Origin of the sequence: Halarchaeum nitratireducens, from assembly GCF_014647155.1 — an archaeon.
In the GTDB taxonomy this organism is placed as follows: domain Archaea; phylum Halobacteriota; class Halobacteria; order Halobacteriales; family Halobacteriaceae; genus Halarchaeum; species Halarchaeum nitratireducens.
The window spans coordinates 69,970-84,056 of the sequence record NZ_BMOQ01000003.1 but is presented as its reverse complement, the minus strand read 5'-3'; the positions used below and the strand labels follow the sequence as shown (position 1 = coordinate 84,056).

15 protein-coding genes and 1 pseudogene are annotated in these 14,087 nt (G+C 70.9%); 4 read left to right on the top strand and 12 right to left on the bottom strand.

What is annotated here, in order from left to right; genetic code table 11:
* Positions 1-55: 55 nt before the first annotated feature.
* Positions 56-286, top strand: coding sequence for a DUF7535 family protein (locus IEX91_RS04965; RefSeq protein ID WP_188877476.1), 231 nt, complete (start codon positions 56-58; stop codon positions 284-286).
* Here the strand turns inward: IEX91_RS04965 and IEX91_RS04960 are convergent, their stop codons facing one another.
* Complete coding sequence (locus tag IEX91_RS04960; protein ID WP_188877475.1) at positions 287-1,273, bottom strand: ornithine cyclodeaminase family protein; 987 nt, start codon at positions 1,271-1,273, stop codon at positions 287-289.
* 94 nt (positions 1,274-1,367) lie between these two features.
* Between IEX91_RS04960 and IEX91_RS04955 the strand changes: the two genes are divergently transcribed.
* On the top strand, positions 1,368-1,568 hold the full coding sequence (locus IEX91_RS04955; protein ID WP_188877474.1) for a hypothetical protein: 201 nt from the start codon (positions 1,368-1,370) through the stop codon (positions 1,566-1,568).
* Position 1,569: 1 nt separating this feature from the next.
* On the opposite strand, the gene IEX91_RS04950 is transcribed toward IEX91_RS04955, so the two are convergent.
* From IEX91_RS04950 to IEX91_RS04900, 11 genes and pseudogenes are all read right to left on the bottom strand, one after another.
* On the bottom strand, positions 1,570-1,764 hold the full coding sequence (locus IEX91_RS04950) for a hypothetical protein (protein ID WP_188877473.1): 195 nt from the start codon (positions 1,762-1,764) through the stop codon (positions 1,570-1,572).
* A gap of 341 nt (positions 1,765-2,105) precedes the next feature.
* A pseudogene (locus IEX91_RS16710) lies at positions 2,106-2,219 on the bottom strand (hypothetical protein); the annotation flags it as partial.
* A 304-nt stretch (positions 2,220-2,523) separates the two neighbouring features.
* On the bottom strand, positions 2,524-4,206 hold the full coding sequence (gene thsA / locus IEX91_RS04940) for a thermosome subunit alpha (protein WP_188877469.1): 1,683 nt from the start codon (positions 4,204-4,206) through the stop codon (positions 2,524-2,526).
* A gap of 221 nt (positions 4,207-4,427) precedes the next feature.
* A complete protein-coding gene (locus tag IEX91_RS04935; protein ID WP_188877468.1) occupies positions 4,428-4,982 on the bottom strand; it encodes a KH domain-containing protein in 555 nt (184 codons plus the stop codon).
* A gap of 711 nt (positions 4,983-5,693) precedes the next feature.
* Positions 5,694-6,560, bottom strand: coding sequence for a serine/threonine-protein kinase Rio1 (rio1, locus tag IEX91_RS04930; RefSeq protein ID WP_188877466.1), 867 nt, complete (start codon positions 6,558-6,560; stop codon positions 5,694-5,696).
* Between the two features lies 1 nt (position 6,561).
* A complete protein-coding gene (eif1A, locus tag IEX91_RS04925; RefSeq protein ID WP_188877465.1) occupies positions 6,562-6,843 on the bottom strand; it encodes a translation initiation factor eIF-1A in 282 nt (93 codons plus the stop codon).
* 91 nt (positions 6,844-6,934) lie between these two features.
* Complete coding sequence (locus tag IEX91_RS04920; RefSeq protein ID WP_188877463.1) at positions 6,935-7,915, bottom strand: tyrosine--tRNA ligase; 981 nt, start codon at positions 7,913-7,915, stop codon at positions 6,935-6,937.
* 49 nt (positions 7,916-7,964) lie between these two features.
* Positions 7,965-8,702 (bottom strand): hypothetical protein, encoded by a 738-nt coding sequence (locus IEX91_RS04915; RefSeq protein WP_188877462.1) that lies wholly within the window; start codon positions 8,700-8,702, stop codon positions 7,965-7,967.
* A gap of 248 nt (positions 8,703-8,950) precedes the next feature.
* The gene (locus IEX91_RS04910; protein ID WP_188877461.1) at positions 8,951-10,915 is read right to left on the bottom strand and encodes a DUF460 domain-containing protein; all 1,965 of its coding nucleotides are present in this window, start codon (positions 10,913-10,915) and stop codon (positions 8,951-8,953) included.
* 28 nt (positions 10,916-10,943) lie between these two features.
* Entirely contained in the window at positions 10,944-12,377 is a 1,434-nt protein-coding gene (locus IEX91_RS04905) for an MmgE/PrpD family protein (protein ID WP_188877460.1), read from the bottom strand.
* Positions 12,378-12,437: 60 nt separating this feature from the next.
* Positions 12,438-13,451, bottom strand: coding sequence for a hypothetical protein (locus IEX91_RS04900; protein WP_188877459.1), 1,014 nt, complete (start codon positions 13,449-13,451; stop codon positions 12,438-12,440).
* On the opposite strand from IEX91_RS04900, the gene IEX91_RS04895 reads away from it, so the two are divergent.
* Both IEX91_RS04895 and IEX91_RS04890 read left to right on the top strand, forming a co-directional pair.
* Positions 13,443-13,895: a hypothetical protein gene (locus IEX91_RS04895; RefSeq protein ID WP_188877458.1), complete on the top strand. Its 453-nt coding sequence runs from the start codon at positions 13,443-13,445 to the stop codon at positions 13,893-13,895. The genes IEX91_RS04900 and IEX91_RS04895 overlap by 9 nt on opposite strands.
* Complete coding sequence (locus IEX91_RS04890; protein ID WP_188877456.1) at positions 13,892-14,050, top strand: hypothetical protein; 159 nt, start codon at positions 13,892-13,894, stop codon at positions 14,048-14,050. The genes IEX91_RS04895 and IEX91_RS04890 overlap by 4 nt, the downstream gene beginning before the upstream one ends.
* The last annotated feature ends 37 nt before the right edge of the window (positions 14,051-14,087 follow it).

The window sequence follows — 14,087 nt, the reverse complement described above, 5'->3', positions numbered from 1 at the left end:
CGCGAGGCGAGCGGAAGCCGGGGGGCTTAATCCCCCGGCCGCCGAAGCCGCCCGTATGACCACCGAAGCGCCGCGGACGCTACGCGAGAAACTGAAGCGGACGCTCTCGCCGCACATCGAGGAGGGCGGGCTGACGGGGCGGGCCGAGATGGACTTCTTCGGCCTGCTGTACCTCCTCGTCATCGTCGTGCTCGTGATCCCGCTGCTCCCCTTCCTCCTCGTCGCGCACGTCCTCAACTCCATGGTGCGCTCGTTCTACGATCCGTTCCGGCGGCCGCGGAACTGATCAGACCCCGAGCAGGTCGAACGCCGTTCCGTTCCCCCTCTCGCGGGCGTGCTCGTAGACGACGTGTGCGGCCGCGACGTCCTGAATGGCGAGGCCGGTGGAGTCGAAGACGGTCACGCCGTCCGCGTCGGTGCGGCCCGCTTTCGCGCCAACGACGATCTCGCCGAGTTCGGCGTAGAGGTCGTCGTCGTCGAGAACGCCGGCGCTCCACGGGACGTTGATCTCGCCGGAGTGGGTCGTCTGCGCGTAGTCGTCGATGACGAGCGTCGCGGCGAGCAGGATCTCGTCGGCGAGCTCGTGCTTGCCGGCGGCGTCCGCGCCCATCGCGTTGACGTGCGTGTGCTCGCCGAGGTCGTCGGCGTCGATGATCGGTTCCGAGACGGGCGTGACGGTCGAGACCACGTCGCAGTGACCGGCCTCGCTGATCGAGCCCGCGCGGACGTCGAACTCGTCACCGAAGCGGGCGATGAAACGCTCGATGCGCTCCTCGCGGAGGTCGCTCACGACGACCTCCGTGATGTCGCGTACCTGGCTGATCGCCTCCAGTTGGGTGTAGGATTGGACGCCGGCGCCGACGATGCCGAGGGACGAGGCGTCCGGAACGGCGAGCGCGTCGGTGGCGACGGCGGCCGCCGCGCCCGTGCGTTTCATCGTGAGCACCGTGCCGTCCATGATGGCGAGCGGGTAGGCGTTGTGCGGGTCGGAGTAGACCATCGTCCCCATCACGGTCGGGAGGTCGAACGAATCGGGGTTGTCCGGGTGGGCGTTCACCCACTTGATCCCCGCGGCGTCCCACTCGCCCGCGTCGAGGTACGCGGGCATCGAGCGGAAGTCGCCGTTGTACTGCGGGAGGTCGATGTAGGACTTCGCGGGCATCTGCGCGTCGCCGCGCTCGTAGGCGGCGAAGGCCTCGCGGACCGCCGGGACGAGTTCGGCCATCGTGGCGTTGGCGTCCACGTCGTCCGTGTCGAGGAGCAGCGTCTCCATACCGGGGGGTCGGCCGGCGGACACTTAGAACGCGCGACGCGCGGACGGCCGGGCCACCGCATCGATTATGGTGTTCGCGGCCGAAACGGACCGCATGAGAGCTCACAGCGTCCTGTCGTCGGTAGCGACGGTGTCACTCGTCCTCGCGCTCGGCACCATCGGGGGGTGGCTCCCGATCCCGAAAGTCTCCGTGTTCTTCCTCCTGGGGATCACCGTCTGCCTCGCCGTCGTCCTCTTCTTCCTCACCGCCTACCGGATGACGCAGGGCGTCTTCGCGGCCGAGAACCCGGTCTAACTCACGAGTCGAGGCGCGCGGCGAGTGCCTCGGCGTTCGAGACGTGGCGGAGCGTCCGACTGGTGCCGTCCGCACACTCGACGTGGACGGTGTCGGCGCCGGGGACGAGACGAGTTCGGGAGACCGTCGCGTCGGTGATCGTCGCGCGGGGAGCGACCCACTGCGCGGCGTCCGTGAGCCCGTTGTGCGCACCCACTCGACGAGGCGGAGCGCCTGCCCGATCGTGAACGCGACCGCCGCGACCGCGAGCGCGTCGACCGAGAGCGAGAGCGGCGGCGCCGGACCGACGACGCCACTCGCGCCGAGGCCGGCGAGCGGCCAGAGGGTGCAGAACGCGAGCAGCGTCGGGAGGACGTGGGGGACGTTTCGGGGGTAGAGCGGCGGGAGGCCGGGGAGTTCGATGCCGCCACGGACGGCCGCCAGCGCGGGGAGCGGGAACGGCGCTCTGGTGTCCGTCGGACGATACGCGCCGGCGGGCGGCCGTGCGGCGAACAGCGATTGGATGGCGTCCCGGGCGACGACGAACGCGGCCTCCAACCAGTAGCACAGGAGGAGGACGCGGACATCCCAGCCGAGGACGAACACGCTCGCGGCCAACAGGAGGGACGAGGCCACGACCGCGAGGCGACCGCGGCGGGAGTCGTCGGGCATCGGTCGGGCGAACGGCGTGCTCCTCGAAAACGTGGTGGGTAACCGTCGGCGGACGACCGGCGTCGAGTCGCGACACCGGGCGCGAGACGGCACCGAGAGCCGTCGCTACGCGGGTAACGTCGAAAGAAACGGAACGTCGGGAGTCGAGCGTTCGGTGCGAGGCGTGGGTGGTCTGGGTGGCGTGGCGGGGCTGTCTCACAGGACTCCGGCCCGTTCGACGTCCCGAGGTTCGTTCAGACCCTCGTTTACATCGGCGGGCGAAGCGAAGCTTCGCTGCCTACGTGAAATCAGGCGAAGCCTGACTTCACATAGCGCCGCCCATACCGCCCATGCCGCCCATGCCGCCGGGCGCGCCGCCGGGACCGCCCGCGCCGCCGTCGTCGCCGCCGTCGTCGGCGTCGACCTGCCCGCCGGCGAGGTCGCCCGCGGCGATGACGTCGTCGATGCGGAGGATCATGACGGCCGCTTCGGTCGCGCTCTCGATGGCCTGCGTCTTCACGCGGAGGGGCTCGACGACGCCTTCCTCCTCCATGTCGATGACCTCGCCCGTGTAGGCGTCGAGGCCGGCGCTCGTGTCGCCGTCCGCGTGCTGCGCGCGGAGGTCGACGAGGGAGTCGATCGGGTCGAGGCCGGCGTTCTCGGCGAGGGTGCGCGGGCCGACTTCGAGGGCGTTGGCGAACGCCTCGACGGCGAGCTGCTCGCGCCCGCCGACGGAGTCGGCGTAGTCGCGGAGTTCGAGGGCGAGTTCGGTCTCTGGGGCGCCGCCGCCGGGGAGCACCTGCCCGTCTTCGAGGGTGACGCGAACGACGCCGAGCGAGTCCTCGATGGCGCGCTCGACCTCGTCGACGACGTGTTCGGTGCCGCCGCGGAGGATGAGCGTGACGGACTTGGCGTCCGCGACGTCCTCGACGAAGATGCGCTCGTCGCCGCCGATGTCCTTCTGGGCGACGGAGCCGGCTTCACCGAGGTCCTCGGCCTCGATCTCCTTCGCAGAGGAGACCGGGGTCGCGCCCGTCGAGCGGGCGAGACGGCTGAGGTCGGAGTCCTTCACGCGACGGACGGCGAGGATGCCTTCCTGCGCGAGGTAGTGCTGAGCCATGTCGTCGATGCCGCCGTCGACGAAGACGACGTTCGCACCGGACGCGGCGATGGCGTCGACCATCTCGCGGAGCTGCTCTTCTTCCTGGTCGAGGAACTCCTGGAGCTGGTCGGGGTCGGTGACGTTGACCTCGGTGTCGATCTCGGTCTCCTGGACTTCGAGCGCGCCGTCGACGAGGGCGATCTTCGCGTCCTCGACGGCGTAGGGCATGTTCTCGTTGACGCGCTCCTTGTCGACGATGACGCCCTCGACGAGCTCGGAGTTGTCGATGGAGCCGCCGGTGACCTTCTCGACCTTGATGTTGTCGGTGTCGACGATGCCGTCGTCGGCGACGGCCTGCGCGGCGCGGACGACGAGGCCGGAGAGGGCGTCCTTCGCGTTCTCGGCGCCCTTGCCGGTCATCGCCGTGGCGGCGATCTGTTCGAGGTAGTCGGTGTCGTCGGCGTCGATGTCGATGGCGATCTCGGAGAGGATCTCCTTTGCCTCCTCGGCGGCCTCCCGGTACCCCTGCGCGAGCGTCGTGGCGTGGATGTCCTGATCGAGGAGCTCCTCGGCCTCGTCGAGGAGTTCGCCGGCGACGATGACGGCGGATGTGGTGCCGTCACCGACCTCGTTCTCCTGCGTCTCGGCGACCTCGACGATCATGTTGGCCGCCGGGTGCTCGATGTCCATCTCCTTGAGGATGGTGACGCCGTCGTTCGTGACGACGACGGACCCGGTGGAGTCGACGAGCATCTTGTCCATCCCCTTCGGGCCGAGCGTCGTCCGAACGGACTCGGCAACGGCCTTCCCGGCGGAGATGTTCATCGACTGCGCGTCCTCTCCCGACGTTCGCTGCGAGTCGTCGGAGAGTACGATCAACGGCTGATTGCCCATCTGTTGCGCCATAATCACTCGCTGATTGTTTGCCGTTCTATATAAAACTTTGGGAAGCGTGTCTGAACGGGTCGCAGACGGCTCGAAGATACCGTGCGAGACAATGACAACGTGAGTATTTAACAACCGTCCGCCGCGGCCGTCTGATAACCGAGGGACGCGACAACGAACGAAAGAAGAAGGCGGAGTCGTCCGCGCCGATCCCGTCGTGCCGAGCGGTGGAAAGTGCGCGTTCAGCCCGAGAACTCGTGGTACTCCATCCCCTGGTGCTTGAGCTCCTCGACGTGTTTGCGTTCGAGGAAGGAGTAGACCGAGCCGTGGGGGGCGCCGTCGAGGAGCATCTCTGCCGCCGAGCGAGCGACGTCCACCTCGTTCGGGCCGCCGATCACCCCGAACGTCGACCCGTAGATGACGACGTCCGCACCGGTGAGCTCTTCGATGAGTTCACGCGTGCGGCCGTTCTCGCCGATGAGCCGGCCTTTCTTTCGTCGGAGGTCGTTGTCGTTACGCGCCGCGCGCTCGATGTCGATCGTCTCGAAGAGGCGCATGTCGTCGTCGAGGAGCGTGAGCGCCGCGTCGGGATCGAAACCGCGACCGATCGCCCGCACGATGTCGGGTGCTTTCATGCCGCGGATCGGATCGCCGGTCTTCTCGACCGCGACCGCGCCGTCGTCGGAGTTCACGTCGAGGCTGACCTCCGCCGACCGCTCGATACGGCGCAGGGTCTCGCCGCCCTCCCCGATGAGGACCCCGATGCGGTCCTGCGGAATTTTGACGTGTTGGGTCATATGCAGTCGGCTACGGGACGAAGCGGTTTAAGACTTACACGCCGTGCGCCGCGTCGCCGGGCGGTGATCAGGGCCTGATTAAATCGTATAACGTGATATCAAAATGATCTCGTTCCCGGTGCGACACGGTTACCGGACGCGACGACCTCCGCGTGTAGCAGCGCGTGGCCGATCGACACGGGATCGGGTTCCACACCGCACCGGATGCGCCGCGCGAGCGTGCGACACCGCGGATCGTCCAGTTCGGAATCGGGACCGGGCCCGTTGGCGCCGAGAAGTACGGCGCGAGGGAACGCGTATCCGGATCGCGTTCGATCGCTCGATCGGTCGGCCGAGTGGCGCGTCGATCGCGTGGCCGAGCGACGCCGGCGGCACCACGGCGTTCGGCCCAGCAGCACCGTATCGGGACGGCACGCCGAGGCGGCCGCGGTCACGCCGCCGGCCACGTGCCGAACGAGGGTGGCACTAGTTCCACCGGGGAACGACCCGTAACGGCTCGGGGACGCGGCCGACGGATCCGGCGGACGACCCCAGAGAGACAACAGGCGACGATCCACCCGTCGGAGGCGCGGACGGGCACACCGAGTGAGCGACCCGTTTCCGCCGTCTTCGTATCGCGGTATAAGATTTATATCGTGATCGGTGACATCGCCTACGGGAGGCTGAAACGGCGCGTATCGGCCTGTCGGCAGGAATAACGAGGGAAAAGGATTAGTCGCCGGCGTCGCCGCTCGGATCGGCGTCGACGGACGTGACGTGGTCGTAGAGGGCGTCGGGGTCGGCGTCGACGCCTTGGCGCGAGAAGAACGCGGCGACGTTCTCGCAATCGCGCCGGAGGAACTCCTCGGCGTTCCCGTGGTGGACGGTGACGGCCTGTCCGACGTCGATGATCGTGAGTTCGCCGTCGTGGACGACGATGTTGTACTCGGAGAGGTCACCGTGGACGAGCCCGGCGCCGAAGAGGCGCTGCATGTACTCGCGGACGACGTCGTACGCGGTCTCGGGGTTCTCGAGGGTGACGTCGTGGAGCGTCGGTGCGGGATCTGTGGCCTCACCGATGAGCTCCATCACGAGGACGTTGCGCTGGACCACGATGGGATTCGGGACGCGGACGCCGGCGTCGTGGGCGCGAGCGAGGTTCGCGAACTCCTTACGCGTCCACGCGAGCACGATCGCCTTCTTGTCACCCCGGATGCCCTCGAAGCGCGGATCGCCTTCGAGGTAGTCGCGCATGTGCTGGAAGTTCGAGGCGTTGATCCGGTAGACCTTGACGGCGACGTCGTCGCCGTCCGCCGCGGCCGCTTCGTACACGTTCGCCTCCTTCCCGGTGGAGATCGGGCCACCGAAGGCCGCGAGATAGCCGTCCTGTACGAGCTTGTAGAGCGCGGCGAACGTCGCGTCGTCGAACGCGCCCTCCTGGACCTTGAACTGATCGGCGTCCTTCAGGCGCTTCAGGAACGACTCGAACTCGCGGTCCTGGCGTCGCGTGATCCGATCGACCTCGTCGTCGGAGACGTCGAGGTCCTGCCACTCGTCGCCCGCCGGACCCTCCGTCTCCTCGATGAACTCGCCGGCCACGCTAGACGTGCCCCTCCTCTCGGAGTTGGTCGGCCGCCTGCTTGTCGTAGCGCCACTCGACGTCGGCCTTCTCGTCCTGCCAGTCCCAAGGATCGACGAGGACGATGTCGCCCTCGCGGATCCAGACGCGCTTTTGCATCCGACCGGGGATGCGGGCCGTCCGCTCGGTGCCGTCGGCGCACCGGACCGCGATCCGGTTCGCGCCGAGCATCTCCGTCACCTCGGCGAACACCTCGTTCCCCTCGGGCATCCGGAGGTCGAGCCGCTCGGATTCCTCGTTCATTGGGCCCGTGTAGCCCCGGCAGACGGTTAAACCCAACTCACGCGACCGAGAGTCTGGGGGAGCGGTCGCCGGCGGACCGTCGGGGGAGCGTTCAGCCGCGCAGTTCGCGCAGGCGCTCGCGCCCCGGCGCGATGAGTTCGTCGAGGGAGGCGGCGAGCGCCGACTTCGCGTCCGCCGGGTGGAGTTCGCCCGATTCGAGGTCGGCTTCGAGGGCGTCGTAGCTCCCGTAGACGAGATCCCCGCCGTACTCGTCGGGGCGCTCGACGACGACCTCGTCGAAGCGCGGGAAGACGTGGTACCGGAAGATCTCGAGGACCGGGTTCACGAGGTCGCCCTCGGGGTCGGCCGTCGGCGGGCAGAAGGCCGCGTTGACCTTCTCTTCGAGTTCCGCGGTGGAGTCCTCCATCGAGATGGTGGTGCCGGTGCTGGAGGACATCTTGCCCTCGCCCGTCTCTAGGTCGCCGACGATGGGCGTGTGGAGGCAGGTCGGCGCGTCGTAGCCGAGTTCGGGGAGCTCCTCGCGGGCGAGCATGTGGACCTTGCGCTGGTCCATCCCGCCGACCGCGAGGTCGACGTCGAGGTACTCGATGTCGAGCGCTTGCATCAGCGGGTAGACGACATGGCTCACCTTCGCGGTGTCGTCGCCCTGCAGTTCCGCCATCGCGCGCTGGGCGCGCTTCAGCGTCGTCCCCACCTGCAGCGAGTGGAGGTCGAGCTCGTAATCCTCGTCGAGCTGGTAGGACGACCCGAGGACGAACTCGGTGTTCGCCTCCTCGAGGCCGTACGCGAGGAACTGCTCTTTCATCTGTTCTGCGGTGTCGCGGATCTCCTCGAAGGTGCCCTTGTCGTTGAGGGAGGCGTGGACGTCGGCGAGGAGGACGACGACCTCGAAGCCGCACTGCTGGAGGTCGATGAGCTTGTTCGCCGTGAGGAGGTGCCCGATGTGGAGCACGCCGGAGGGCTCGTAGCCGACGTACGCCCGCTTCCCGTCGGGATCGTCGGCCAGGGTCTCTACCTCCTCCTCGGTCACGACTTCCGCCGCGTTCCGAGTGATGCGCTCGTAGGCGTCCATACAGGTCGAAATCGGAGGAGTGGGTTAAGCCATGCGGATGTGCGGGCGTTCAGGCGAGGAGGACGAGGCCGATCGCGATCGCCAATCCGCCCGCGAGGACGCCGGCGAGCGACGTGCGCGCCATCCGGACCACGGTCGCGCCCCGGGGCCGGTCGGCCATGACGAGCGGGTCGACGCTGCCGTCGTCCGTCACGCGCCCCACGACCGTCACGTTGTCACCGGGTTCCACGCGGTCCTCGACGTACCGCCGGGCGCCCAGCGAGAGCGCGTCGAAGACGGGACGAAGAACGCCGGGCGGGCGCCGCCAGACGTCGAGGCCCGGCAGGTCGACTTCGCGCTCGAAGCGCGCCACCCGCGACGGCGGCGACGCCGTCCGTCCCATCTGCGCCACGACGTCGCGCCCGACCACGACAGAGCGCGGCGGCGCGGTCACCGCAACTGCAGTCACGGGCGTCCGCACGTGAAACGCGTCCGCGCCCGCCCGCTCGTGGACCGTCACGAACCACGGCAGGAGCCACGGACTGAGCCGTCGTTCCTCGACGGCGTACCGCAGCGCGACGCACGGCCGCCCGCTGAACGGCGCGACGAGTGACTCGGCCGTGCCCGCCGCCATGCCCGAGACGCGGACAAGCGATCCGGCCGGGACACCGTCGAGAGCGTCCGCGTCCATCGCTCGGTACACCGCCAGCGCCCGCCACACGTACCGCGCGCTGAACGCGGCCACGACGCCACCGAGGACCACGAAGAACCCGCCGACCACCCACGACGTGTCGAACCCGGCGGCCATACGCGTCTTGCGCGAGCCAGCGCGAAGTATCTACCGACGGGTCGGTCGGCGACCCCGTGTCGCGCCGCTCGATGGGCTCGGCGACGCGTCGCTCGCGGCTAGCGCCGCTCGCGTTTCCCGCGATTCCTCCGGAATCGCGTTGCTCACGGGTCGCTCCTCACGGTTCCACCGTTCGGTTCGCGGTCTCAGTGGGACCGCGTACTCCCCGTTCGCCTGTTCGCGGCCCCTCGCTGGCGCTCGGCGCCGCGTTACTCCCGATCCGCCCGGTGCTCGCTGATGATCGAGTCGACCATGCTCTCCGTCTCCGCCTGGGCGCGCCGCTCGGCGCGGTCGGCGTAGTCGGCCTCGACGGCCGCGACGGCGTCCTCGCGGGCGATGGCGAGTTCGTCGATCTCGCGGATCGAGACGTCGCTCGCGTCGCCGAAGGCGACGTCCGCCTCGTAGAGCACCTCCTCGGCGACGTCGCTCGTCTCCCCGTCGAGGAGGACGACGCGGGGCTCGCGTTCGACGAGCGCCTCGGCGGTTCGCCGGCCCGCGCCGCTGGCGTCGCGGAAGTAGACGACGTCGCCGCGCGCGATGCCGTACGCCTCGTCCGCCGCCTCGATCTCGTCGAGGGTGAACTGCGCGACCGGCTTCACGGCGGTCAGCGATCCCGAGCCGTTGACGTCCGCGAAGTTCGAGTGGTCGAGCTTCCAGAGCTCCTTGAGGCGTTCGAGCTTCTTCGCCAGCTCGTCGGCGCGCTCGCGCTCCTCGTCGAGTTCGTCTTCGAGTCGGTCGTTCTCCCACTCCAGCCGGGTGACCTCGCGGCGCTCGCGGGCCTCCTTGCGCTCCTCGCGGCGGGCCTCCTCAAGTTCGGTCTCCAGCTCCGCGATGCGCTCGTCCTTCGCGTCGAGGTCGGCTTCAAGGTCCGTGACGTGGTCGTCGAGGCGGGCAACGCGCTCGCGGAGGCGCTTGATCGTGCGCTCCTCCTCGGTGAGTTCGCGCGCCTCGTGCTCGTGGTCGTCGCCGTCGTCGCCGTCGTCCGCCGTGAGGTCGTCGACAGCGGCCTCGACCGTGGACTCGTCCGCGAGCACGCGCTTTACGACCTCGCCGCGATCGACGCGCGGCGGGATCTTGCGCGTGATGCGCCGGATCTGATCGGCGTGGTCGTCGTGGGCGTAGAGCGCGGCGGCCATCGCGTCGCGCTCGTGGTCGTTGTCGTACCCCTCCTCGCGGGTCCGGTGTTGTTTCTCGTCGACGGGGATGTCGCTCTCGGGGTGCCAGCCGGCGGCGTCGAAGCTCCGGCGGATCTGATCGACGGTCGCGGGCATCGGGTCGACGTCCGCGGCGACGAGCACGGGCCGGCCGCGCTCGATGATCCACTCGATGACGTCCGCGGTGTCCGCGGTCCGGGTGGAGAGGACGTCGAGCAGGTGCCCGTCCAGGTCGACGAGCGCGACGGCGGTCGTGGTGCCGGGATCGACGCCGACGAAGACCCGGTCGCGTCGCTTCGCCAGCGGGCGGAACTCGATGCCGTCGCGGCGGACGCGCTCGACTTCGATGCGGACGTCGCCCGAGCGCATGCTCGACACGGGAATGTCCTGCGGGCGGCCCTCGACGGTGAAGACGGCGTTCGAGAAACCGCCGTACTTCTCCGTGACCTCGCGCTCGTAGTCGAGGCCGGCGTCGTCGAGCTTCGAGGCCACGTTCCGCGCCTCGCGTTTGACGTTCCCGTGGATCCGGCGGGTGTATCGGTCCTGGCTCCAGCCCCCCTTCCCGGTCGATCGTCCCCGGGAGATCTTGACGGTCGTCTCGTCCGTGAACGCGGAGACCTCGGATCCGACGTTGCGGGCGGCGAGGCGAGCGACGGCCTCGGCCTCCTCGATGGCGGGCTTCCCGTACGGAACGCCGTGGCGTTTCGCCACCCGCGAGAGGGGCTCGGGGCGTTCGTCGCCCGTCACCTGTACGAGTTTCGTCGCGTCGGGGAGCCCGCCGAGGAACCGGACGAGCGCGTCCTTGTCCGCGGCGAGTTCGTACATGTTGTCCGTCGCGACGATGTCCGGCTCCTCCGCGTCGACGAGGCGGAGGAGTTTACGGCGCGTCACGACGTCGCGCTCTATCGACTCGCCGTCGTAGGTGACGAGGGCGTACGAGGGCGCGTCACCGCGGACGTCGCCGCTCTGGACGTCCACGCCGTAGACGAGCGTGTCGAGGGCGCGCGTGCGAGTGCTCATTCGACGGGGGCGGATAGGCGCTCGCGGCCTATAAGTCCCGCTCCGCACTCGCTTCGAGGGCGGCGAGGACGTCCGCGACGCGCGTCGCCTCGTCGGCGTGTTGGCAGGCGGCGCGGAGCGCCTCGACCCGCTCGGGGGGGAGGAGTCGGCCGGCCTTCGCTTCGAGGGTCGCCCAGTCCATCGGCTGCGTGGGGTGACCTGGGTAGGCGCCGACCTCGGCGTGGTAGACGCTTCCGTCGTCGCGTTCGACATCGACGACGGCGGGGAGCAGGCCGGCCTCGAACTGCGCGGTGAGCCCGGGGGCCTCCTCGACGGCGACGGTCGCGGCGAGGCGGCGCACGGCCTCGTCGCCGAGGATGTCGGCGAGGTCGGTCGGCCCGCTGACGAGCGCCGCGGCGACGGAGTACGGGAGCGAGCGCGCGGCGTCCGTGACCGTGTCGGGCGTCGGATCGTTCGCGGGCGCGGGGAGCGTGAGCGAGTCGAACGTCCGGACGGTGACGCGCTCGACGGCGTCGGGATCGAGCGCGACGCGCGCGCCGAGGTCGGCGGCGGCCGCGACCGCGGCCTGCACGGCGAACGGCCCGCGCACGCGTCTGGCGGCGACGTCGTGGACGCGCTCGCACGCCGGATCGAGCGCGAAGCCGTCCTCCTCGGCGTGCGCCTCGATGGAGTCCGTGTCCTCGCCGAACTCGCAGGCCGCGCCTTCGCGTGCCTCGTCGACCCCGTCGTCGGCAGCTGCGCCGTCCGCGTCGCCCGCGCCGTCGGCGAGGACCCCGAGGACCGGGTGGTCGACGAAAGGATCGGCTGGGCCGGCGACGCCCGCGGCGGCGAGCGACGCGGCGGTGACGCCGGCGCGAGCGGCGAGCGGTCCCGCGAGGTCGTGGTCGGTGTCGTCGGGACCGGCGCCGAAGGACGCCCCGTTGGCGACGGCGATCGAGACGGCGTCCCGGGTCGCCGCCGCGTCGAGCGAGCGGGCGCGCGCCGCCCCGGCGGCCGCGGCGACGAGCGTGTGGATCGCGGGCCCCCACCCGTGTTCGCGGACCGGGGCGTGCCACGCAAGTTCGCCGTGGACCTCGTACGTCGCGGCGAGCGCGGCGACGAGCGTCTCGCCGTCCGCGTCGGCGGCCTCGGCGGCGGCGACGACGGCGGGCACGGCCTCGCTCGGGTGGCTCGGGCCGTCGGGCGCGAGGAAGGCGTCCGCGGCCGCGGAGCCGCGAACGCGGGCGGCGTTGTGGAGCGCCGCGGCCGCCGGGCCGGCGCGCGTCGAGGCGGCCCAGCAGGCGCAGGCGTCGCCGCCCTCTCCCGCGGCGACGTCGGCGGCCGCGCCGGCGGCGTCGGAAGCGACGTGCGCGACCGCGAGCGCGTCGAAGAGGCGGCGCTCGGTCGCGTCGGCGACGGCCGCGGAGAGGTCGTCGTACGTCACGTCGGCGACGAAGGCGGCGATGTCGGCGGCGGTCGTCATACGCGGGTGTGGGGCCGGGGACGGGAAAACCGGTCCGGATCGCGTCGTCCGGGACGCGGCTCAGTACGCGAAGACGTCCCACGTCCACTCGCCGAGCGAGCGCGCCCCGAGGGCGTCGGGCCGGCGGGCGTCGACGGCGGGGCCGCTCGCGGCGTCGTACGTGAGGTTCCGGACGAGGTCGTGCTCGCCGATCGTCGCGTTCAGCCGCGCGGAGCCGCCGAGGACGACGCCGCGCTCGGTGTCGAGGCGCATCCGCACGCGTCCCGAGCGCACGGTCGCGTCGTCGGCGTCGGCGTCCTGTAGCGCGTCGAACACCGCGCGGCCGTCGGTGAGGGCGACCGTCCGGGTGTCGGCGGTCTCGTCGACGGTCGTCCACGCGCCCGTGCGCGGATCCGGGAGACCGTACGGGAAGCCGTCGGTGATCACGCGCTCGTCGCGGAGGGACCAGTAGCCCGGGAGTGCGTACGCGCCCCGGGAGTCGTGGACGTCGCGCTCACCGAGGGCGAACAGGCCGGGGGAGAACCCGGCAACGCCGTAGACGACGCCGCTGTCCGCGTAGCCGACGGCGGGACGGCGTGCGCCCTGATCGACCGTGAGGCGGATCCGGCGATCGGTGCGATCGACGGTCGTGGTCGAGACGAGAGCGCCCCCCTCGCGTGCGTGTCGGACGGTGACGCGGTGGTCGCGCGCGGCCGTCCGGTCGAGCGCGGCGGCGTACGCGTCGGTCGCCTCGGCGGGGAGCGACGCGGGCCCCACGTCGGGCGTCGGGCGCGTCTCCGTCACGCGGATCGCGCTCGCCCCGGCGACGAGAGCGGTGAGGAGGAGCGCGACGAGAGCGACGCGCCTCGCGGGCACGGGCGTCGGGGAGCGCGATCCGCCGCGGCCGCGGCGGGCGAGCGCGACGTGCACCGGATAGGCGAGCGTGCCGAGGAGCACGAGCGCGCCGATCGCCGAGACGAACGCGACGCCGAGCGAGACCAGCGCCGCGGTCCGCGTCGGGTAGGTATCGCGGGCGAGGGCGACGCAGACGCCGAAGAGACCGAGAGCGACGAGCGCGCAGGCGAGGTGGAGCACGAGGACGACTGCGATCCGCCGGCGGTCGCGGAAGCGAAGCGGCGCGCGGGCGACGCTGCGGAAGTCGGAAAGGTCGTCGCCGCTCGCGGCGCGCGCGACGGCGGGCGCGAGGAGGCCCCACGCGACGAACGCGCCGGCGGCGACGCCGAGGAGCGGCGTGAGGTGGACGGCGACCGTCGGGACGGTGCCGCCGGTCGCGTAGATCGCCCAGCGGACCGGGGTGTCGAGCAGGAGGAAGACGGCCGCGCCGCAGGCGAGCGCGACGAGGTGGCCGGCGACGGCGAGTACGAAAAGCGCCGGGCCGCGTTCGCGGAGTCGCGCGCGGAGAGCGAACGCGGACGTCGCGTCCGGGACGGCGACGCCGACGTTGACGGCGGGCGCGGCCGCGCCGAGGAGCGGGAGGGCGAGACGACCGGCGGGCAGAGGACGCCGAGCAGGGGGTGAACGGTGGCGAGCGCGAGGCGGAGGAGGACCTCACAGAGGAGCGCGCCGGCGGCGAAGCCGAAGACGCGCGGGCGATTCAGCGCGACGCGGGGGCCGTCGCGGAGGGCGTCACGGGGTGCGGGCATCGCTCGCACGTCCACGCGGTGCGCCCTTGACGGTTTGGCCGGGATCGACGTGTCTCGGCGGGCCCGC